This is a genomic window from Deinococcus yavapaiensis KR-236 (genome assembly GCF_003217515.1).
Taxonomy (GTDB): domain Bacteria; phylum Deinococcota; class Deinococci; order Deinococcales; family Deinococcaceae; genus Deinococcus_A; species Deinococcus_A yavapaiensis.
Genome location: NZ_QJSX01000005.1, coordinates 99,484 through 118,476, shown reverse-complemented (window position 1 = coordinate 118,476; position 18,993 = coordinate 99,484). Strand labels below are relative to the sequence as shown.

The window sequence follows — 18,993 nt, the reverse complement described above, 5'->3', positions numbered from 1 at the left end:
GCCGCCGGCTTTCTGTCGACCGCGGTCGTCACCGTCCCGCCGTCAACACGCGCCGTACGCGGTCGGGCAACGCCTGCACGTCGCCGGGCGTGAGCGCGCCGCGCGGCTTGCGATGATGCAAGCTCAGCCAGATGTCGGCCGTCGCCCGCAAAAACTCCTTGTACTCGGCGGCGCCGCCCGATTCCACGCATTCGAGCGCGAGCGCTGCGAGTTGCTCTCCGAGGTCCGACATCACGAGGAAGCGCGCGGCGTCCATCTCGGTCTCGCCGAACGTCGCCGTGAGCGCCTCCAAGCGTTCGGGTCGCCGCGCGAGTTGTCGCGCCGCCTCGCGAATCTGTGGATCTTGCAGCAGGCGCGCGCACGGCAGGCACGGCACCACGCGGCTCGGCACGCCGCACACCGGACACGACGTCCATCCTTGCTGCTCACGCCAAAGGCGCGCGCGCGTCACGGCCTCAGCCGCTCGCAACGCCGGATCGCGCAAATCGCCGTCCACCGCCTTCACCATGCGGCGCGCGCGCGCCTCGTCGGGCGCGGGCAACGGCAGAGGCGGCGGCGGCGGCGTTTCGAGCGTCCAAGTGCCGACCGAGAAGCGCACGTCGCTCACCGACTCGTCGTCGAGGTAACCGCGCAGCTTCGTCAAGAACAGCGAGCGCTGCATCGTCAGGAAGTTCGCGAGAATCGAGTCGCTCGCCTCGACGTACAAGACACCGCGCTCTACCCGCTTCGCGCGCGTCATGCGTCCGAGTTCCGGCCCGACGACCTCGGGCCACACGAGAATCGCGCGCGCGCGCTCCACGCCGCGCCCAAGGCGGTTGCGCGCCAGAGTGCGCTGCATCAGCGAGCCGACGTCCATCATGCCGCGCCGCGCGTTCTTCACGAAAACATCCCCTCGTGCGCCCGAAGGTGCAAGGAGGCGTTCGGCACGTCCTCCGTGCCCGTCACGAGCGCTTGCGGCACGCTTCGCGCGAGATCGAGCAAAAACGCTCGCCGACTCGGGTCGAGTTCGGCCGCCCAATCGTCGACGAGCAGCACGGGCGGCTCGCCGTACCGCTCGGTCAGCAAATCAAGTTCCGCCTTGCGAAGCGCGAGCGCGATCGTGCGCGCCTCGCCGCGACTCGCGTAGTCGCCGCTCGGCAAGCCGTCGAGCGAAATGGCGAGGTCGTCCCGGTGCGGACCGATCACCGTCGAGCCGCGCGCGAACTCCTCCGAGCGCCGCGCCGCCAAGTCTTGCACGAACGATTCGGGCGTCGTCGTCTCCACGAGGCTCAACCGCAAGTCCTTGTGCCCGCCGAGAGCCACGTGCGCTTCCCGCGCCAACGGCTCCAACCTCGCGCTGACGCGCCGCCGCAACGCCATGATTTCCGAGCCAATGCTCGAAACGCCCGCGTCCCACACGCCGAGGTCGTGCCGCTCCTCGGCGCGCAGCGCCGCGTTGCGCTGCGCGAGGTTGCGCTCGTACAACGCGAGCTGATGTGCGTAGCGAGCGCTCATGCGGCTGAGCAGCGCGTCGAGGAAAGCGCGGCGTCCGCCCGGCGAGCCCAGCACGAGGTCGCTGTCCTCGGGCCGCACCCACACGGCGCTGCCACGCAAGAGGGCGTTTGTGCGCACGCGGACGCCGTCCACCTTGTACGCCCGCCGCCCGCGGCCGAGGCCGACTTCCAAGCGGCTCTCGCCGTCGATTCGCAAAAGGTCGGCGCGAACGTACGCTTCGCGCTCGCCGCGCCGCACGAGCTGCTCCAGCTTCGCGGCGTCCGTGAGACCCGTGCACACGAGGTACACCGACTCCAAAAGGTTCGTCTTGCCCGCTCCGTTCGGTCCGGCGATGCTGACGACGCCCGCCGGAAAAGCGAGGTCGCTCGGCGCGAGGTTGCGGTAGTGCAAGGTGGTGAGGGTGCGAAGGCGCACGGAGGCATTCTAGAGGATGAACGTCCGTGAAGAGCTTCCCGTCCGCGCGAAGGCGCGAACTCTATAGTGAGGTCATGGAGTTCGTGGTGGTGTCGGGCCTGTCGGGGTCCGGAAAGAGTTCGGCCCTGCGCACCTTGGAGGACGCGGGCTTTTTCGTGTCGGACAACGTGCCGCCCGAATTGTGGGAGCGATTGTACGTCCTCGCCGAGACGCAGCGGCTGGAAAAGGTCGCGGTGTGCACGGACGCGCGCACGCGCGCTTTTCTCGGCGAGTTGCCGTTGTACTGGTCGCGACTTCGCGCGCGCGGCCACGTTCGATTGATTTATCTGGAGGCCAACGACGAGGTGTTGCTTTCGCGCTACAACCTCACGCGCCGAACGCATCCGCTCGGCGAGGCGAGCCTCACCACGGACTTTCGTCAAGAACGCGACCTGCTCGGCGTGTTGCGCGAACGTGCGGACACGATCATCGACACGACGGCGCTCACGGTTCGTACGCTCGCCGAGCGGGTGCTCGACCTCGTGCAAGGTGGGCGCAGCTTCGAAGTTCGGCTGGTGTCCTTCGGCTTCAAGCACGCGCCGCCTCGCGACGCCGACCTCGTGCTGGACGTTCGCTCGCTGCCCAATCCGTATTACGACCCCGAGTTGCGCCACCGCACCGGATTGGAGGCGGACGTCGTCGAGCGCGTTTTCTCGCAAGGAGACGCGTACTATCTGCAACTGCGCGACTTCGTTCGCGTTTCCGCCTCGCGCGCGCGCGAGGCGGGACGGCGCACGTACAACGTCGCGATCGGTTGCACGGGCGGACAGCACCGCAGCGTCGCCGTTACGGAGCGCCTGGTGGCAGACCTCGAGGATCTCGGCGCGCGCGTCGTGGAGCACCGCGACATCGGCAAGGGCGAGTCGGCGTGAAACGAAGCGCGCGCGGCGTTCGGGACTCGGCGGGGCGCGCCGCGAAGTGGATGGTGCCCGGCATGGGCGTCAAACGCTGGTTTTTCGTTTTGATCTTGTGCGTGCTGATCGTTCCCGTGGGCTTCATGTACTTCGCGTGGACGGGCCCGCTCGACTTCGTGGGAACGCGCGTGATTTTGTGGCTCAGCTCGCTGCGTCTTCCCGACGGCGTTCCGACGTGGACGCTCGGCACCCTCGCGATGATCGTCGGCGTGGTCGGCGCGATGTCGAGCGTCGTGATGCTCAACCGCAGTTTGTTGCGCTCGGTCGGCACGGAGCCCGACGTGGCCGTCGAGCACATCTACGTGCGGCGCGCCTTGGCGCGCGGCCCCAAGATCGTGGCGCTCGGTGGCGGCACGGGCTTGTCGAACTTGCTGTCGGGACTCAAGCAGTACACGTCGAACATCACGGCGGTCGTGACGGTTTCCGACGACGGCGGTTCCTCGGGCCGCCTGCGACAAGCGCTCGGAATGATCGCGCCGGGTGACCTCACCGACTGCTACGCGGCCCTCAGCGACTCGCCCGTACTCGCCCGCTTGCTGCTGCACCGCTTCGAGCGCGGCGAGGGCATCAGCGGCCACACCTTCGGCAACCTCATGCTCGCCACCCTCAGCGAGGAGCAAGGCGGCCTCGCCAACGCCATGACCGACGTGCACGAGGTTTTGCGGGTGCGCGGCCGCGTGTACCCCAGCACGCCCGTGTCCACGACGCTCGTCGCGCATCTCGAGGGAGGGGAGACCGTGCGCGGGGAAAGTCGGCTGCACGTCGAGCGTGCAGGGCGGCGCGTGGAGCGCATGAGCCTCGACCCGCCGAACGCGGGCGCCTTGCCCGAGGTGATCGCGGCAATCGAACACGCCGACCTCGTCGTGATCGGTCCGGGCAGCCTCTTCACGTCGCTCATTCCAGCGGTGCTGGTGCCCGACGTCGCGGCGGCGCTACGGCGCACGTCGGCGCGCGTCGTGTACGTCGCCAACATCATGAGCGAGCCGGGCGAAACGGACGGCATCGATCTCGAGGGCCACGAGCGCCTCCTCGCCGAGCATCTGGGGCGCACCGCCGACTGGGTGCTCGTGAACGCCTCGCCCGTCACCGTGGGGGTACGAGAGCGTTACGCCCAAGCGGGCGCCCACCTCTTGTCGCCGCGTGGCGTCTCGGCCAACTTTCGGCAGCGCGTTCGTCTCGCCTCCTTGCTGCGCGAGCACAGCGGTCAGCACGATCCGGAAATGCTCGCTGCCGCCTTGTTGAGACTGCTCGCGCGCGAAGGCCGCTCTCAGTAACGCGAGGGGCGGAAGCGACTTCATTGGTCGTTTCCGCCCCTCGGTTTCGATCAGCGGAAGGTCGTCGGGTCGAGGGCCTTGCCTTGATAGAAGATGCGGAAGTCGAGGTGTGGCCCCGTGCTGATGCCGGTGGAGCCGACCCGGGCGATGACTTGGCCCGGCGCGACGGCTTGGCCGGGCTGAACGAGCAAGGCGCTCGCGTGGCTGTAGCGCGACGTCCAGCCGTTGCCGTGGTCGAGCACGACCGTGCCGCCCCAGCCGTTTCTCATGTCGAAGCGCGCTTCGACGACCGTGCCGCCGCGCGCGGCGCGAATCGGCGATCCGGGTGTCGCGGCGATGTCGACGCCTTCGTGAACGTGGTTGCCGAACACCGTGAATTCGCGGTACCCGAACCCCGACGTGATGGGGCCTTGCAACGGCCACAACCAATTGGTGCTCGCCGTGCTGACCGTGTTCACCTTGCCCGCGCCCGACGCGGCCACGCGGTTCGAGGTCGGCAAATTCACGACTTGCCCCACCTTGAGCGTGTAAGGCGCGCGCAACGCGGGGTTGGCGGCGCGCAACGCCTCGAGGTTGAGGCCGTTGCGCGAAGCGATGCGCGTCAAGGTGTCGCCCGCCCGTACCGTGTAGGACTTCGGCGCGGCGGGAATGCTCGCCACGCTCGCCTGCTTGGGCAGACTCTTCACGGTGATGACTTGCCCCGCTTGCAGAAAGCGAGGATCGCCGATCCTGGGATTGAGGGCACGCAAAGTGGCGACGGTCGTGCCTTGCCGCTTTGCGATGCTGTCGAGCGTGTCACCCGCGCGAACGCGGTACGTCTCGGCGTTCGCCGCGCTGAGGCAGCACGAGAGGGTCATCAACGCCAACAGTGAGCGCCGCGCCGTGTTCGAGAAGCGAGCCATACGTGAAGAGGACTATAACCGATGCTCATCTTGAGAAGCATGTGAGCCCCGCCTTCAGTTCGCCATCAGAAACTCTCTGGCCTATGTGTCACGCGCCCTTTTCAACGATGAAGGCCCCGCCGTTTCCCGGCCCTGCCCTATACTTCTCCTCGTGCTTCTCGCCACGATGCCCTTCGTTGCCGCCGCGCTCCTTACGATCACGGATCCGGCGGGTGATACGCGGGGTGACGGCTCGTACACCTCGCCGCCCGCCCTCGTCGGAGGCAGCGAAAACAGCCTCGACATCCGCGAGCTGCGCGCCGAGAACGTCGCTGGACGAGTGCGCATCGTCGTGGGACTCGGCGGCGTCGCCAATCCCTGGAACGCGCCGAGCGGCTGGTCTTCCACCCTCATCGACGTGTTCGTCAAGACGAGCGTGGGCGGCGAGCAAGGACTCGCCGACACCGGCTTCGTCACGCCGCCCGGCGACGGCTGGCAGCGTCACTACCAAGTCAGCGGCTTTCGCACGCGGGCGTGGCACGTCGTGAACGGAGAGACTCAGGAAGTCTCGCTCGCGACGCCCGCTGTTCGGCGCGGCACCGAAGTCTCCATCGACACCGATTTGCCTGCTCGGTCGTACTCGTACTGGGTGACGAGCCGAATCTACTCGCCTCTCACGTCGAGCGGCTTTCTCACGCCGCGCGTCGCGGGTGGCTCGTCCGACCTGCTCGTGCCGCGCGCGGGCATGCCGAGCCCCGTGGACGTCCTCCTCGTCGGCGATCAAGCGCGCGCGTACATCACGCGCATCCTGCCGCCCGGCGGCCAACTGCGCGACCGCCGATCGACCCTGCTGCTCATCCTCGCCGTGCTCGGCGTGCTCGCCGCGGTGATTGCGACCTTCCGCGCGTGGAGGCGCACGTGAAGGGCGCCATGCCCGTGCCTCGCGCCACCCCTCCTCTCACCTCGGCCTTGCTGATCATGACGGCGGCAACGCTGTGGGGCTTGCTGGGCATTTTCGGAAAGTTCGCCGGATCCCTCGGCCTCGCACCGCTGGAAGTGGCCTTCTGGCGGGCCGTGTTGGGCGGCGCCTTCTTCGCGGCGCACGCGGTCATCACGCGCGCCCGCCTTCCCAAGGGCAAGGACTTGCTGATGACCGTGCTGTTCGGCCTCAGCGGCGTCAGCGTCTTTTACGGCGCGTACCAACTCGCCGTGCGTGAAGGCGGCGCGAGCCTCGCGTCGGTGTTGTTGTACACCGCGCCCGCGTTCGTCGCCGTGATCGGCTGGCGCTTGTTCGAAGAGCGCCTGGGCCGCGCGGAACTTCTCACGATGTTCGTGACGATCGCGGGCGTGGCACTCATCAGCGTCGGAGGCGGAACGGGCGTGCGCGTCACGGGTCCCGCGTTGATGTTCGGATTGCTGAGCGCCCTCACGTACGCCCTGTACTACCCGTACGGCAAGGTGTACTTCGCGCGGTACGGCGCGCCCGCCTTGCTGGCCTTGGCCCTTCCGATCGGCGCGTTGGGACTCGCGCCCTTCACGACCTTCGCCGAGAAGTCGTTCGCCGCGTGGAGCCTGCTGCTCGCGATGGCCTTCTTCAGCACCTACCTCGCGTACTTCGTCTACTCGCTGGGCCTTCGTCATCTCCCGACGACCCGCGCGTCGGTCATCGCCGCCTTGGAACCTGTCGTGGCCGCGGTTTTGGCCGCCGCGCTGTTCGCCGAGCGCCTCTCGCCGCTCGCCTTGCTGGGCGCCGCCCTCGTGATCGGCTCGGCGTTGTGGATGGGTCGCCGCGAGGCTTGAGTTCGAACGCCTCCGCCGAAGTCGCACGGGACGAAACGTCGCCGAGTTGCGGGCTCGAGAAGTTCCCGAAGCGGTCCGAGGTCGAAGCCGACTCGCGCGCCTGACTCGTGGCAGCACCGCGTGACCCTTGGCGACAACGAGGAACGATCGCCCCTGAACTTCAAGGCGTTTCGCGGCGCAACTCGAAGCGCCACTCGAACGAGCGTCGCCACGGCAAGTCCGCGCTTTGCAACTCGTACGTGTCCGCGAGCCGCAGCGGAAAGAACGAGCGAGCGAGGTTCACGAGGGCGCGTTGCGCGTCGTCCGATCCCATGTCGCTTTCGGGCACGGCCGCGCGCAAAGCGGACCGCACCCGCGCGCTGAAGATCACGTCGTTCGCGACTTGACGTGCGAGCAGCGCGTCTTGCCTCGCGGGATCGGCGCCCTCCAAGAAGATCTTCGCGTGCGCGAGGACCGTGCCGAAGTTGTTGCCAGGCGTGCCCCACGCGCCGAGCGAAGCGAGATCGCGCGGTCGGTCGAGCGTTCCGAGATCCGCCCACAGCGGCAGCGTCCCTTGATTGACGCGCGAAACGTCCGCCACGGCGAGGTGCCCCGAGCGTAGAAGTTGCGAGACGCGCAAGGCGGCGCGACGAGCATCTCCGCCGTTGAAGACGAAGAGGGTGAGGTCGGACGGCTCGGTCGGCTCGCTCACCGTTCCGCCGAACGGAAGGCGAGCAGGCGTGGACTTCGACGGCACCACCGTCCAGCCGGTGCCTTCCGCGTGCAGTCGCACGCTGTCCGTCAACGAAATGCCTTCGTACGGCGCGAGGCGCGTCGCCGCGCCGGGATCGCTGAACTCCACCGCGAGGCGGCGCGCGGCGGGCGACAGGGCGCGCGCCACCAGCATCGACAGCACCTCGTCCGCGCCGGGGTACACGCGAACGTTTCGTGGAGCGTCCGAGCGCAAGCGCGCTCCTTCCGCCGGCGCGGGAGAGCTCGGCAACGCGTCGTCCCACGTGACGTGCAACTCGGCGAACACTCCTTGGCGTGCCCACTCGACCATCTCCTTGGCAACTTCGAAGTTGCGCGCCCTGTTTCGCGCGTCGGGCTGCCTCGGCAAGGTGACGAAGGCGTAGACGGGTTGACCCGTGCGCGCGCGCCACGTCCGCACGACCTCCAAGCGCTTCAAGGCTTCCTCGACGCTCGCATCGCTCGACCTCGACTGCACCAAGCCGCCGTACGCGAGCGTGTCGAGGGCCACGACGAGGGGTCCGCCGTCTTGCGCTTCCAGCCAAGCGCCGAGCGCCGAGACGTCCGCGCCGCGTTCGCGCGTTCCGAGCAGCGTCGTCGGCGCGGCGCTCACGTCCTCGCTCCTCAGCGAAGCGATGCGGGCGGGCAAGTCGCTGGTAGCGGGCCGAGAATCGAGCGGCAGCAAGGCGAGTCGGGCGCTCGCGCACGACGCGAAGGCCAGCACGATCGTGAAGGCGGCTTTCATGGAGCCGAGTCTACCGGCGAACCTTGAGAAGCCCCACAGCCGGAAAACGCAAAATCGGTACTCTAGAAGGCGTGCGACTTCCCGACTTGTGGCAACTGGCATTGCGCGGTCTTCTGCGACGCCCCGTTCGCACGATCCTCACGGCGCTCGGCATCGTGGTGGCCGTCGCGAGCATGGTGATCTTCTTGTCGCTCGGCGAGGGATTGCGGCGCGTCTTCGCCTCCGAACTCGGCAACATCGGCCCCGACCTGCAAATCAGCCTCAACGGCTTCGACGCGGGCGGCTTCGCGCCCGAGCCGAACTTGCCGGGCAGCACCGTGGGTCAAGTCAACGCCCTCAAGGAGCAGTACGGCATCAAGCAAGTCATTCCGGTCGCCCTCAGCGTGCGCGGCGGACTCGACCCGAGTTCGAGCTACATCTTGTACGCCTTGCCCGCCGCGCTCGGCGTGAAGGCCGTGTTTCCCAACGTCGCGGTCGCGGCGGGCCGCTTGCTGCAACCGTCCGACGAAGGGCGGCCCGTCGCCGTCGTCGGAGCGAGCGCCGCGCGCAACGGCGGGCTCAAGCTCGGGTCTACCTTGCGCGTCAATCGCCGCGCGGCCGTCAAGGTCGTCGGCGTGCTGAGCGAAGGCGGCGGCCTCACCGACTCGTTCATCTTGATGCCCCTCACGACCTTGCAAGACGCGATCGCCGCGCAAGGCCGCCTGTCGATCATCGCCCTCAAGCTCGACGAGCCGACGCGCGCGCGCGAAGTCGCCAAGGCCTTGTCGTCCAAGCTGCAACTCGAAGTGCAGACGCAGGCGGACTTTTTGAACTTCATCGAGCGGGCGCTTCGCATCTCGGACGCGGTGCGTTTCGGAATCAGCCTCATCGCCTTGATCGTGGGTGGACTCGCCGTCGCGAACACGGTCATGATGGGCGTGTTCGAACGCACGCGGGAATTTGGCACGTTGCGCGCCATCGGAGCGAAACCGGCCTTCGTGCGCAGCCTCGTCCTCACCGAGAGCCTGCTGCTGGCCCTCGCGGGCGGCGTGGGCGGCATCGCGCTCGGCGTGCTCGGCATCCTCGGCGTGAACGCGTACACGCGAAACCTCGCCAACATCGACGCGGCGGCCCTCACGCCTCGCCTCGCGCTGCTCGCCATGCTGATCTCGTTGCTGCTGGGCCTGCTCGCGGGCCTGCTGCCCGCCCGCTCCGCGAGCCGCCTCAAGATCACCGAGGCGCTCGGGCGCATCTGAAGCCGAGAAACCGAAGGAATCCATGATCGAACTTCGACAAGTCACGAAAGTCTATCCGAGCGGCGACTCCGTCGTCACCGCCGTGCACGAGGTGAGCTACACGTTCGCGCCCGGCCTCACGGCGGTCGTCGGACCGAGCGGCAGCGGCAAGTCCACGCTGCTCAACCTTCTCGCGGGCTTCGACACGCCCAGCGGCGGCTCCGTCCTCGTGGACGACGTCGACATCGCGCGGCTCAGCGAGACGCAGCGGGCGGCGCTGCGCCTGGAGAAGTTCGGCTTCGTCTTCCAGAACTACAACCTCGTCGCGATCCTCAGCGCCCGCGAGAACGTCGAGTTTCCCCTCATGCTCGCCGGAGTGACGCCGCACGAGCGCCGCGAGCGCGCCGAGCGTCTGCTGCAAAGCGTCGGGCTCGGCAAGCGTGGCGGCCACCTGCCGTCTCAACTGTCGGGCGGCGAGCAGCAGCGCGTGGCGATCGCGCGCGCCCTCGTGACCGATCCGCCGATCCTGCTCGCCGACGAGCCGACGGGCAACCTCGACACGAAGACGGGAGCGTCCATCTTGGAATTGTTGCTCGCACCGGCCGCCGAGGGCAAGACGGTCGTGCTCATCACGCACGACCCGAACGTCGCCGCCCGCGCCGACCGCGTCGTGCACATTCGCGACGGAGAGCTCGAAGGAACGGACATTCGCACGGTCGCTCGCTGAAGACGCCTCGCCGCCGTGCGCCGTTTGGCCGATGAACGATCGAAGCGGCTTTGTTACCGTGCGGCATGACGACCCCTGCGACCTTGCGGCCCTTCGAGCCGACCGATTTGGAGTACGAACGCTTCGCGGCGATGCTGAGATTCGCGCAACCGGACGATCCACGCTCGGTCGACGAGTTGCGGCACCTCGACGCGTCCCAAGCCGAAGGCGACGTGCAATACCGCTTCGTGCTGGAACGAGGCGGCGCGGTCATCGGCGGAGCGAGCGGCGGCACGTGGCGGCACAACCCCTTGCCGGGCTACTTCTCGCTTTCCTTGTGGCTCGTGCCGGACGCGCAAACGACCGAGCACGCCGAGGCGCTCTTCGACCGAGTCGAGTCGGCCCTGGCGCCCCACGCGCCCGACGTGTTGGTCGCGGGCGCCCGCGAGGACCGTTGGCAGTTGCCGCTCTTGTTGTCGAAAGGCTTTCGCGAAACCGACCGCATGTTCTCGTCGCAACTCGACGTGACGGCCTTCGACGCGGCGAAGTTCGAGGCCTTCGAGGAGAAGTCGCGCGCGGCGGGCGTCGACGTGCGACCTCTCTCGGCCTTCGACTGGCGAAACGAAACTTTCGAGCGGCGTTGGTACGATCTGGCGGTCTCGCTCTTGGCGGACGTGCCCCAAGCAACGACCTTCCAACCGTGGCCGTTCGAGACGTGGCGCGAGCGCATTCCGCGTCAACCTCGACTGCTCGAACAGGCCACCTTCTTCGCGGTGCGCGACGGTGAACTCGTCGGGTTCACGGAACTGCGGCCCTCGGCGAAGCCCGACACCCTTCTGACCGGCCTCACGGGAGTGCGGCGCGGGCATCGCCGCCTCGGCGTCGCGCAGACTCTCAAGCTCGCCGCGACCGAGTACGCGCGCACGCACGGCTTTCGTTTCGTTCGCACGAGCAACCACGCCGTGAACCGCCCCATGCTTTCGATCAATGAAGCGATGGGCTTCGTGAAAGACCCCGCCCGGATTCACCTCGAACGCCTCGCAAGGTAAGCTGCGTCGCTTTTCGGTGCCGTTCGCCTTCACTCGACCTTGACTTCGCTCCCGCCCTAGAGATAAGCTCCGACACAAGCGAAACGAATCGAAAGGGGGAAAGGAAAGCTTTGCAATCCCGTCTGCGAGTCATTCTGTCGGAACTCGAGCAGCGAGAGCGCGTCACGGTCGACGGCCTCTCGAACCTGCTGGGCGTTTCGAAAGTGACGATTCGCGGCGACCTCGAAACGCTGCAGCGCCAAGGGCTCATTCACCGCACGCGGGGCGGCGCCGTTCGTCCGTTCGCGAATCACGCCGAGCGTCCCCTGGAAGAGACGCGCAAGCTGTACTCCAACGAGAAGCGCCGCATCGGCCAATTCGCCGCCAACCTCATCGAGGACGGCGACACGGTCTTCCTCGACGTCGGCAGTACCACCACCGAGATCGCACGGTCCATTTCGCCGCTTCTTCGCAACGTGACCGTCATCACGTCGGGCCTCAACATCGCCTTGGAGCTCGAGAAGCTTCCCAACATCACGGTCGTCGTGACGGGCGGGACCTTGAGGCGCTTGCAGCACAGCCTCGTCAATCCGCTCGGAACGCGTCTGCTCGAAAGCTTGTACGCCGACAAGCTCTTCCTCGGTTGCAACGGCGTCGACGCCCAAGCTGGCATCACGAACCGCAACCTGGAGGAAGCCGAAATCAAACGAATCATGGCGAACAACGCGCGAGAGACGATCGTCGCCGCGGATCACAGCAAGCTCGGCGAAGTGTCGTCGGCGGCCATCTTGCCGCTTTCACGCGTCCGGCACATCGTGACGGACCGCAATGCCACCGCCGACAAAATGGCGCTTCTGCGCGAACAAGGCGTGCAAGTTCACGCGGTGTGAAGCACGCCAACATGACTTCCCGTCGAGCTTGACCTTCGAGGTGAAGTTCTCGTCGCATACCCGGTCCCAATAGGAGGACGTATGAAGAACGTGAAGTTGCTGGTGTTGATCGGCTTGCTGAGCTCGAGCGTCACGGCGCAATCGAGCTACCAGGAGCCCAAGTTGCCTAAGGTCAGCGGAAACGTGAACCTCACGGTGTGGTCATGGGTGCCGAACCTCGACAAGACCGTCAAGGAATTCGAGAAGATCTACCCGAACATCAAGGTCAAAGTCGAGAACCTCGGCGGCGGTCCCGCCACGTACACGAAGCTTCAAACGGCCCTCAAGGCGGGTTCGGGCGCGCCCGACGTGGTGCAAATCGAGTACGGCTACCTGCCGTCGTTCATCGACACGGGCGGGCTCGCGGACCTCACGAAGTACGGCGCGAACGAAGCGCGCAACCTCTTCGTGCCGTGGACGTGGGGACAAGTCAGCCCCGACGGGAAGTCCGTGTACGCCATTCCCCAAGACACGGGTCCGTTCGCGATGGTCTACCGCAAGGACATCTTCGACAAGTACAAGATCGCCGTGCCCAAGACGTGGAACGAGTACGCCAAGGCGGCCGAGCAGCTCAGCAAGGCGTCGGGCGGCAAGGTCAAGATGGGAAACTTCTACTCGACCTTCTCGCCGTGGTTCATCGCGCTCGCGTGGCAAGACGGCGGCCAGTTCTTCAAGCGCAGCGGCGACGGGTGGGTGCAGACGCTCGACAACTCCAGCGCCAAGAAGGTCTTGAATTACTGGAACGGCCTTATCAAGAAAGGCTACGTCTCCACCGTCCCCGCGTTCAGCGCCGACTACTGGAACGCGGCGGGCGCCGGTCAAATCGCCACGAACTTCGAAGCGGCGTGGGGTCCGGGCGGGTACGCGTCCTCCATGAAGACCAAGAGCGCGGGTCAATGGCGCGTCGCCTCCTTGCCGCAGTGGAAGGCGGGCGCGAGCGCCAGCGGTAACTGGGGCGGTTCCAGCATGGCCGTCACGACGCAAAGCAAGAATCCGCAGGCCGCCGCCGCGTTCGCGCTGTGGCTCAACTCGTCGCGCACGGCCGTCGAGACGAACTTCAAGGGCGGCGGCCTGTTCCCGGCCGCGAAGGCGGGCTTGAAACTTCCCGCGCTCAGCGACAAGACCTCTCCGCCCATCAAGTTCTTCGGCGGCCAGGACATCAACGCCGTCTACGCCAAGGCGTCCGAAGGCGTCAACGTGAACTTCCAGTGGGCGCCGTGGTTCCCCGCCGTGGACGCCAACTTCAACAAGCAGATCGACGCGATGCTCAAGGGCAAGCTCACGCCGGATCAAGCTCTGGCCGCTTGGCAGAAGGAATCTCTCGACGCCGCGCGCAAAGACGGCTACACGGTTCGATAAGGGTCGAGAGACGAGGGTCGAGGGTCAAGGGTCTCGGCCCTCGCCTCTCGACCCTCGTCCTTTCACGAGGTTTGTATGAGCCAAGGAACGCTTTCTCCGCCTCGCCCTCGACGTTCGCGCCGCGCCGTTTCATCAACGACGCCGTGGCTGTTCCTCGCGCCTTTTCTGCTCGCCTTCGCCGTCTTCTATCTCGCGCCCGTCTTGTACGCCGTGTACCTCAGTCTGTTCATCAAGAAACGCGTCGGCTTCGGTCCCGCCAAGGAAGTCTTCGCGTGGTTCGAGCAGTACTCGCGCGCCTTGCAGGACACGGCCTTCTTGCAGTCGCTCGGCAACATCGCCCTTTTCGGCTTGGTGCAGATTCCGATCATGCTCGGGATCGCGGTTGCCCTCGCGATCGTGCTCGACTCCGTCAAGGGGCGTGCGCAGCGCTTCTTCCGCACCGTCTTCTACCTGCCGTATACCATCCCGGCGGTTGTCGCGGGACTTTTGTGGGGTTACCTGTACTCGCCGAACCTCTCTCCGATCAACCAGACGCTCAAGGCGGTCGGAAGCGGCACGGTGGACATGCTGTCGAGCACGGTCGTGCTTTGGTCGGTGGCGAACATCGTCACGTGGACGTGGACGGGCTACAACATGATCACCCTCTACGCCTCGTTGCAAAACGTACCGACCGACATTTACGAGGCGGCGAAGATCGACGGAGCGGACGGGTGGAACCTCACGCGCTACATCAAATTGCCCCTCTTGCGCCCCACGATCATCCTGACGTTCATCTTCTCGATCATCGGAACCATGCAGGTGTTCAGCGAGCCGTTCGTGCTGCGACCTCTCGGGTACGTTCCCGACAACCTCACGCCGAACACGTACATCTACCTCGCCGCGTCGCGTGACGCGCAGTACGGTTACGCCGCCGCGATGGCCATCCTCATCGCGCTCGTCACGTTCCTGTTCAGCACCGTCTTCTTGCGCTTCGCCCGCCTCGGAGGTGACCGATGAGCCAAGCTCTGCCCGACGTCGGCGCTCGCGCACGCGCCGTCAGCACCCCGAAGCCGCGGCGAGGTTTCACTCCGCTGCAACTGCTCGTCTTGGGCCTCTTCGCGATCTACTCGCTCGTTCCGCTGTGGTGGATGTTCGTGACGATCTTCAAGGACAACGGTCAACTGTTCTCCACCTTCGGCTTGTGGTTCTCCAGCCCCAGCCACCTTCTCGACAACGTCCGGAAGGTCTTCACGCACCAAGACGGCATCTTTCCGCGCTGGCTGCTGAACTCCGCGCTCTACTCCACGGCCATCGCGATCGGCTCGGCCCTCACCTGCGCGACCGCCGGGTACGCCTTCTCGAAGTTCCAGTTCAAAGGCAAGAACGCGCTGTTCTCGCTCATCCTGGGCACGATCATGGTGCCCGGCACGGCCCTCGTCCTGCCGCTCTTCCTCATCATGCAAAACCTCGGTCAAGCGGGCATTCCGCTCATCAACACGCCGTGGGCGTTCATTTTGCCGTCCATCGTCAACCCGTTCGGCTTGTACCTCATGCGTCTTTTCTGGGACGCGGGCTTTCCCGACGAGCTCATGGAAGCGGCGCGAATCGACGGCGCGTCCGAAGGGCGCATCTTCTGGCAACTCGGCTTGCCGCTCGTGCGCGGCGGACTCGTCACGGTGGCGCTCTTCTCGTTCGTGGCGGGCTGGAACAACTTCTTCTTGCCCCTCATGATGCTGAACTCCACCGAGCTCTATCCGCTCACGCTCGGCCTCTCCGTCTGGAACAACACTACGACGGGCACCGAGCGCCTCTACACCATGATCGTCACGGGCGCTCTCATCTCCATCTTGCCGCTCGTCCTCGCGTTCCTGTCGTTGGGACGCTACTGGCAAGGCGGACTGAGCGCGGGCGCCGTGAAGGGGTAAGCTGACAGCCGTCAGTCATCGGCGATCAGCTCCGGACGCTCGACTGTCAGGTTGAGCGTCCGGAGCTGATCGCTTGCGAAAGGAGCACCGATTTGACCTCCCCTTCGAGCTTGCATCTCGCCGTTTGCGATTACCCCGAGCACGTGCCGCGCGACCGCTGGGAAGCGTACGCGCGACAGCAAAAGGAACTCGGCCTCTCGTTCGTGCGAATCGCCGAGTTCGCGTGGAGCCGCATGGAGCCGCGCGAAGGGCAATTCGAGTGGAGCTGGCTGGACGACGCCGTGAACGTTCTGCACGAAGCGGGACTCGGGGTGGTGCTGTGCACGCCCACGGCGACGCCTCCCGCGTGGCTGATTCGCCAACACCCCGAGATCTTGCCGTACGACGAGTTCGGGCGGGTACGGGCGTTCGGGTCGCGCCGTCACTACGACTTCGCGTCGCCCGTGTACCGTGCGCACTCGCGCCGCATCACGCGCGCCCTCGCCGAGCGCTACGGGCAGCATCCCGGCCTCGTCGGATGGCAGACCGACAACGAATTCGGATGTCACGGCACGGCCCGCTCGTTCGGCGGGGCGAGCGCGGCCGCCTTTCCCGCTTGGCTGGAGAAGAAGTACGGCACGCTCGACGCGCTCAACGAAGCGTGGGGCAACGTGTTCTGGAGCATGGAGTACACGGCGTGGGAGCAGATCGGCCCGCCGAACCTCACGGTGACCGAGGCCAATCCGTCGCACGTTCTGGATTACGCCCGCTTCTGCTCGGACATGATCGTGGAGTTCCAAGAGCAGCAAGTGGCGATTTTGCGCGAACTCTCGCCGGGCCGCTTCGTCACGCACAACTTCATGATCTTCGAGTCGGGCTTCGATCACTACCGAGTCTCCGCGTGCCTCGACTTCCCGACGTGGGACAACTATCCGACGGGCATGCTGGAGCATTTCGGCAAGTGGGTCGGCGAGGACCTCAAGACGTACTACGCCCGCACCGGTCACCCCGACGCCATCGCCTTCAACCACGACTTGTACCGGGGGCTCATGCGCCGACCGTTCTGGGTGATGGAACAGCAGTGCGGCCAAGTGAACTGGGCGCCTTACAATCCGCTGCCCGCCGACGGAGCCGTGAGCCTGTGGACGACGCAGGCTTGGGCGCACGGCGCGGACTGCGTGAGCTACTTTCGCTGGCGCGCCGCGACGATGGCTCAGGAAGTTTTGCACAGCGGCCTTCTTCGCCACGACGAGACCCCCGACCGGGGCTTTTTCGAGGTCGAGCGCCTGAAGCGCGAAGACCTCGTGCTCGGCGACGTTCCCGCGAAGGTCGCGTTGCTGCACGACTACGAGAGCTTGTGGGTCCTCGATCAGCAGCCGCACGGCGGCCCTGCCTACTGGGAGCAGACCTCTTCCTACTACACGGCGCTTCGGTCGCTCGGCATCGACGTGGAAATCGTTCATCCCGACGCGCATCTCTCGCGGTTCGCGCTCGTCGTCGCGCCCAGCCTCACCATGATCTCGGACGCCCGCCTCGAGAAGCTGCGCGGCGACGCCGCGGGCAGGGCGTTCGTGTTCGGCCCGCGCACCGCCTTTCGTACCGCTTCGGGACGCGCGCACGAAAACGGACAGTTCGGCAACTTCAAAACCTTCTTCGGAGCGCGCGTTCTTAACTTCGAGAGCTTGCGGCCCGGCCTCACGATCAAGGCGGGTGGGCATGAAGTCACGACGTGGGCGGAAGGCTACGAGCCGTTGGAAGGCGCGGAGGTCCTCGCGCACTACGAAGGCGGACCCCTCGAAGGAGCGGCGGCGGCCGTGCGGCACGGACAAGTCGTCACGATCGGGGCGAACTCGACCGGGCTGGTGTGGGAGACGCTGTACCGCCTCGCGGGCGAGCTTGGCTTGAATCCCACGCCGCTGCCGCCAGGCATTCGAGTGTCGCGCCGAGGAGGGCGCACCCTCGTGCAAAACTGGAATCCCGAACGCGTGACCTTCGAGGGACGCGAGCTCGGTCCGGTAAGCTGGACCCTCGTATGATGACCGAAACGTTCACGGCTCCCAGCGGAACTTGGACGCTCACGGTGCCGCGCGCCCGCGTGCTCGTGAGCGGCTATCAATCGTGGAGCGAGGCGGAACTGCGCTCCTTGACCGACGTTCAGGCTCGACCGACCCTCGACGTGCTCGTGCGGCAAGGGCACGACGTCGCGTGGCCTCCCGGAGATCGCGGCAAGCCCGGCGTGTGGCGCTCTCACACCTTAATCGCCCTGATCGCCGAGGACGGCAGCGGGTACGTCGGCTGCGCCGGGAACGCCGCGCACTCCTTCACGCATTGGGAAGCGCACGCCGACGGCGACCTCGTGCACCTCTCGTACAAATGCGAAGGCGATCCCGAGCCTGCCCACCTCGCCTTCTCCGAGAACGTCATCGACCTCATCGAGTCCCTGAGCGCCGATCTCGGGCGCGAGATGCAGGCACGCACTCCCGCGCCCCTGCGCGTGTGGTGCTCGTGGTACTCGTATTACCGCGACATCACCTTCGACACCTTCGTGCGCGAGGCAACGCTCGCGCGCGAGCTGGACTTGCCGTTCGACGTCTTCCAACTCGACGACGGCTTTCAGGCGGACCTCGGCGATTGGCTGGATGCCAAGCCTGCCTTCGGGCGGCACGCGCGGGAAGCGCCACTCGTGCTGCGAGACCTCGGCTTCCGCGCGGGCCTTTGGCTCGCGCCGTTCATCGCGCGGCCCACGTCCCGCTTGTTTCGCGAGCATCCCGGGTGGTTCCTGCGCGACGAGGCGGGCGAACTCGTGAATTGCGGCGACAACTGGGGCGGCGCGTATTACGGCCTCGACACGACCTTGCCCGAGGTGCAGGATTGGCTCGAAGACCTCGCGCGCACGGTCGTGTCCTGGGGCTACGACTACCTCAAGCTCGACTTCCTCTTCGCGGGCGCCATGCCGAGCAGGCGCCATCAAGACGTGAGCCGCGCGGCGGCGTATCGCATGGGGCTCGAAGCCTTGCGGCGCGGCGCGGGAGAAAGCACGTTCATCCTGGGATGCGGGGCGCCCCTTGCTTCCTCGATCGGCCTCGTGGACGCCATGCGAACCGGGCCGGACGTCGCGCCGATCTGGGACGACTACGCGCGAAGGCTGTGGCTCGGTGACGCGACCGGCCCCGCCGCGCGCAACGCCGTCGTCACGAGCCTCAGCCGCTGGTATCAGCACGCCTGGTATCAGCCCGATCCGGACGTCATGATCGCGCGCCGCGAGCGCAGCCTGCTCGATGACGCCGAGCGCGGGTCGCTGCTGGGACTGCTCGACACGATCGGCGGCTTGCGGGCGAGCAGCGATCCGTTGAGGACGTTGCGGAGCGAAGACTTGTCTTTGCTGCGCCGCTCGCTCGAGGTGAGCGCGCCCGACCGTCCCGAGTCGCTCACGTCTTCTTGGGGAAACGCTCCGACACGTTTCACACGCGGTGAGTTCAATGTGTTGGACGAACACCGCGGCGGCCTCGATCCCCGTTCCTTTCGCTCGAAGAATCGTTGAGGGTCGACGCTTCAACGGTTGCGATTCGAAAAACACGAAAGTA

Annotated in this window: 17 protein-coding genes; 13 read left to right on the top strand and 4 right to left on the bottom strand. The window is 66.5% G+C overall.

Translation table 11 applies throughout. The annotated features are described in order from the left end of the window. Positions 1-28: 28 nt before the first annotated feature. Both DES52_RS07920 and recF read right to left on the bottom strand, forming a co-directional pair. Positions 29-880, bottom strand: a complete 852-nt coding sequence (locus DES52_RS07920) for a DciA family protein (protein WP_245900811.1) — start codon at positions 878-880, stop codon at positions 29-31. Next, positions 877-1,908, bottom strand: a complete 1,032-nt coding sequence (recF, locus tag DES52_RS07915) for a DNA replication/repair protein RecF (RefSeq protein WP_110886261.1) — start codon at positions 1,906-1,908, stop codon at positions 877-879. Before recF ends, DES52_RS07920 begins: the two co-directional genes overlap by 4 nt. 74 nt (positions 1,909-1,982) lie before the next feature. Here recF and rapZ point away from each other — a divergent pair, with 74 nt between their 5' ends. Together rapZ and DES52_RS07905 are read left to right on the top strand one after the other, a co-directional pair. Continuing rightward, complete coding sequence (gene rapZ, locus DES52_RS07910; protein WP_110886260.1) at positions 1,983-2,819, top strand: RNase adapter RapZ; 837 nt, start codon at positions 1,983-1,985, stop codon at positions 2,817-2,819. After that, the gene (locus tag DES52_RS07905; protein WP_245900809.1) at positions 2,816-4,135 is read left to right on the top strand and encodes a gluconeogenesis factor YvcK family protein; all 1,320 of its coding nucleotides are present in this window, start codon (positions 2,816-2,818) and stop codon (positions 4,133-4,135) included. Before rapZ ends, DES52_RS07905 begins: the two co-directional genes overlap by 4 nt. Positions 4,136-4,185: 50 nt before the next feature. Here DES52_RS07905 and DES52_RS07900 read toward each other — a convergent pair whose 3' ends face one another. Continuing rightward, on the bottom strand, positions 4,186-5,037 hold the full coding sequence (locus tag DES52_RS07900) for a M23 family metallopeptidase (protein WP_110886259.1): 852 nt from the start codon (positions 5,035-5,037) through the stop codon (positions 4,186-4,188). Between the two features lie 151 nt (positions 5,038-5,188). Here DES52_RS07900 and DES52_RS07895 point away from each other — a divergent pair, with 151 nt between their 5' ends. Next, positions 5,189-5,938: a glucodextranase DOMON-like domain-containing protein gene (locus tag DES52_RS07895; RefSeq protein WP_110886258.1), complete on the top strand. Its 750-nt coding sequence runs from the start codon at positions 5,189-5,191 to the stop codon at positions 5,936-5,938. Positions 5,939-5,946: 8 nt separating this feature from the next. After that, complete coding sequence (locus tag DES52_RS07890) at positions 5,947-6,816, top strand: DMT family transporter (RefSeq protein WP_110886413.1); 870 nt, start codon at positions 5,947-5,949, stop codon at positions 6,814-6,816. Positions 6,817-6,976: 160 nt separating this feature from the next. Here the strand turns inward: DES52_RS07890 and DES52_RS07885 are convergent, their stop codons facing one another. Beyond that, on the bottom strand, positions 6,977-8,290 hold the full coding sequence (locus tag DES52_RS07885; RefSeq protein ID WP_110886257.1) for a DUF4127 family protein: 1,314 nt from the start codon (positions 8,288-8,290) through the stop codon (positions 6,977-6,979). 71 nt (positions 8,291-8,361) lie between these two features. On the opposite strand from DES52_RS07885, the gene DES52_RS07880 reads away from it, so the two are divergent. The 9 genes from DES52_RS07880 (at position 8,362) to DES52_RS07840 (ending at position 18,950) form a co-directional block, all read left to right on the top strand. Then, entirely contained in the window at positions 8,362-9,525 is a 1,164-nt protein-coding gene (locus DES52_RS07880; protein ID WP_110886256.1) for an ABC transporter permease, read from the top strand. 22 nt (positions 9,526-9,547) lie between these two features. Continuing rightward, positions 9,548-10,231: an ABC transporter ATP-binding protein gene (locus tag DES52_RS07875; RefSeq protein ID WP_110886255.1), complete on the top strand. Its 684-nt coding sequence runs from the start codon at positions 9,548-9,550 to the stop codon at positions 10,229-10,231. 65 nt (positions 10,232-10,296) lie between these two features. Beyond that, positions 10,297-11,259 carry a GNAT family N-acetyltransferase gene (locus tag DES52_RS07870; RefSeq protein WP_110886254.1) on the top strand — a complete coding sequence of 321 codons (963 nt, stop codon included), beginning with the start codon at positions 10,297-10,299 and terminating at the stop codon, positions 11,257-11,259. A gap of 110 nt (positions 11,260-11,369) precedes the next feature. Continuing rightward, positions 11,370-12,128, top strand: a complete 759-nt coding sequence (locus tag DES52_RS07865) for a DeoR/GlpR family DNA-binding transcription regulator (protein ID WP_110886253.1) — start codon at positions 11,370-11,372, stop codon at positions 12,126-12,128. Between the two features lie 81 nt (positions 12,129-12,209). Beyond that, the gene (locus DES52_RS07860) at positions 12,210-13,526 is read left to right on the top strand and encodes an ABC transporter substrate-binding protein (RefSeq protein ID WP_110886252.1); all 1,317 of its coding nucleotides are present in this window, start codon (positions 12,210-12,212) and stop codon (positions 13,524-13,526) included. Positions 13,527-13,601: 75 nt separating this feature from the next. After that, positions 13,602-14,522, top strand: a complete 921-nt coding sequence (locus DES52_RS07855; protein WP_110886251.1) for a carbohydrate ABC transporter permease — start codon at positions 13,602-13,604, stop codon at positions 14,520-14,522. Further along, positions 14,519-15,430 carry a carbohydrate ABC transporter permease gene (locus DES52_RS07850; RefSeq protein ID WP_110886250.1) on the top strand — a complete coding sequence of 304 codons (912 nt, stop codon included), beginning with the start codon at positions 14,519-14,521 and terminating at the stop codon, positions 15,428-15,430. Before DES52_RS07855 ends, DES52_RS07850 begins: the two co-directional genes overlap by 4 nt. A 92-nt stretch (positions 15,431-15,522) precedes the next feature. Beyond that, positions 15,523-17,445, top strand: a complete 1,923-nt coding sequence (locus DES52_RS07845) for a beta-galactosidase (protein ID WP_110886249.1) — start codon at positions 15,523-15,525, stop codon at positions 17,443-17,445. Next, positions 17,442-18,950, top strand: coding sequence for a glycoside hydrolase family 36 protein (locus tag DES52_RS07840; RefSeq protein WP_245900807.1), 1,509 nt, complete (start codon positions 17,442-17,444; stop codon positions 18,948-18,950). Before DES52_RS07845 ends, DES52_RS07840 begins: the two co-directional genes overlap by 4 nt. Positions 18,951-18,993 lie beyond the last annotated feature (43 nt).

Coding starts and splice junctions, on each gene's coding strand:
- rapZ (WP_110886260.1), top strand. CDS start 1,983: ATGGAGTTCGTGGTGGTGTCGGGCCTGTCGGGGTCCGGAAAGAGTTCG.
- DES52_RS07900 (WP_110886259.1), bottom strand. CDS start 5,037: ATGGCTCGCTTCTCGAACACGGCGCGGCGCTCACTGTTGGCGTTGATG.
- DES52_RS07890 (WP_110886413.1), top strand. CDS start 5,947: ATGCCCGTGCCTCGCGCCACCCCTCCTCTCACCTCGGCCTTGCTGATC.
- DES52_RS07885 (WP_110886257.1), bottom strand. CDS start 8,290: ATGAAAGCCGCCTTCACGATCGTGCTGGCCTTCGCGTCGTGCGCGAGC.
- DES52_RS07875 (WP_110886255.1), top strand. CDS start 9,548: ATGATCGAACTTCGACAAGTCACGAAAGTCTATCCGAGCGGCGACTCC.
- DES52_RS07870 (WP_110886254.1), top strand. CDS start 10,297: ATGACGACCCCTGCGACCTTGCGGCCCTTCGAGCCGACCGATTTGGAG.
- DES52_RS07860 (WP_110886252.1), top strand. CDS start 12,210: ATGAAGAACGTGAAGTTGCTGGTGTTGATCGGCTTGCTGAGCTCGAGC.
- DES52_RS07855 (WP_110886251.1), top strand. CDS start 13,602: ATGAGCCAAGGAACGCTTTCTCCGCCTCGCCCTCGACGTTCGCGCCGC.
- DES52_RS07850 (WP_110886250.1), top strand. CDS start 14,519: ATGAGCCAAGCTCTGCCCGACGTCGGCGCTCGCGCACGCGCCGTCAGC.
- DES52_RS07840 (WP_245900807.1), top strand. CDS start 17,442: ATGATGACCGAAACGTTCACGGCTCCCAGCGGAACTTGGACGCTCACG.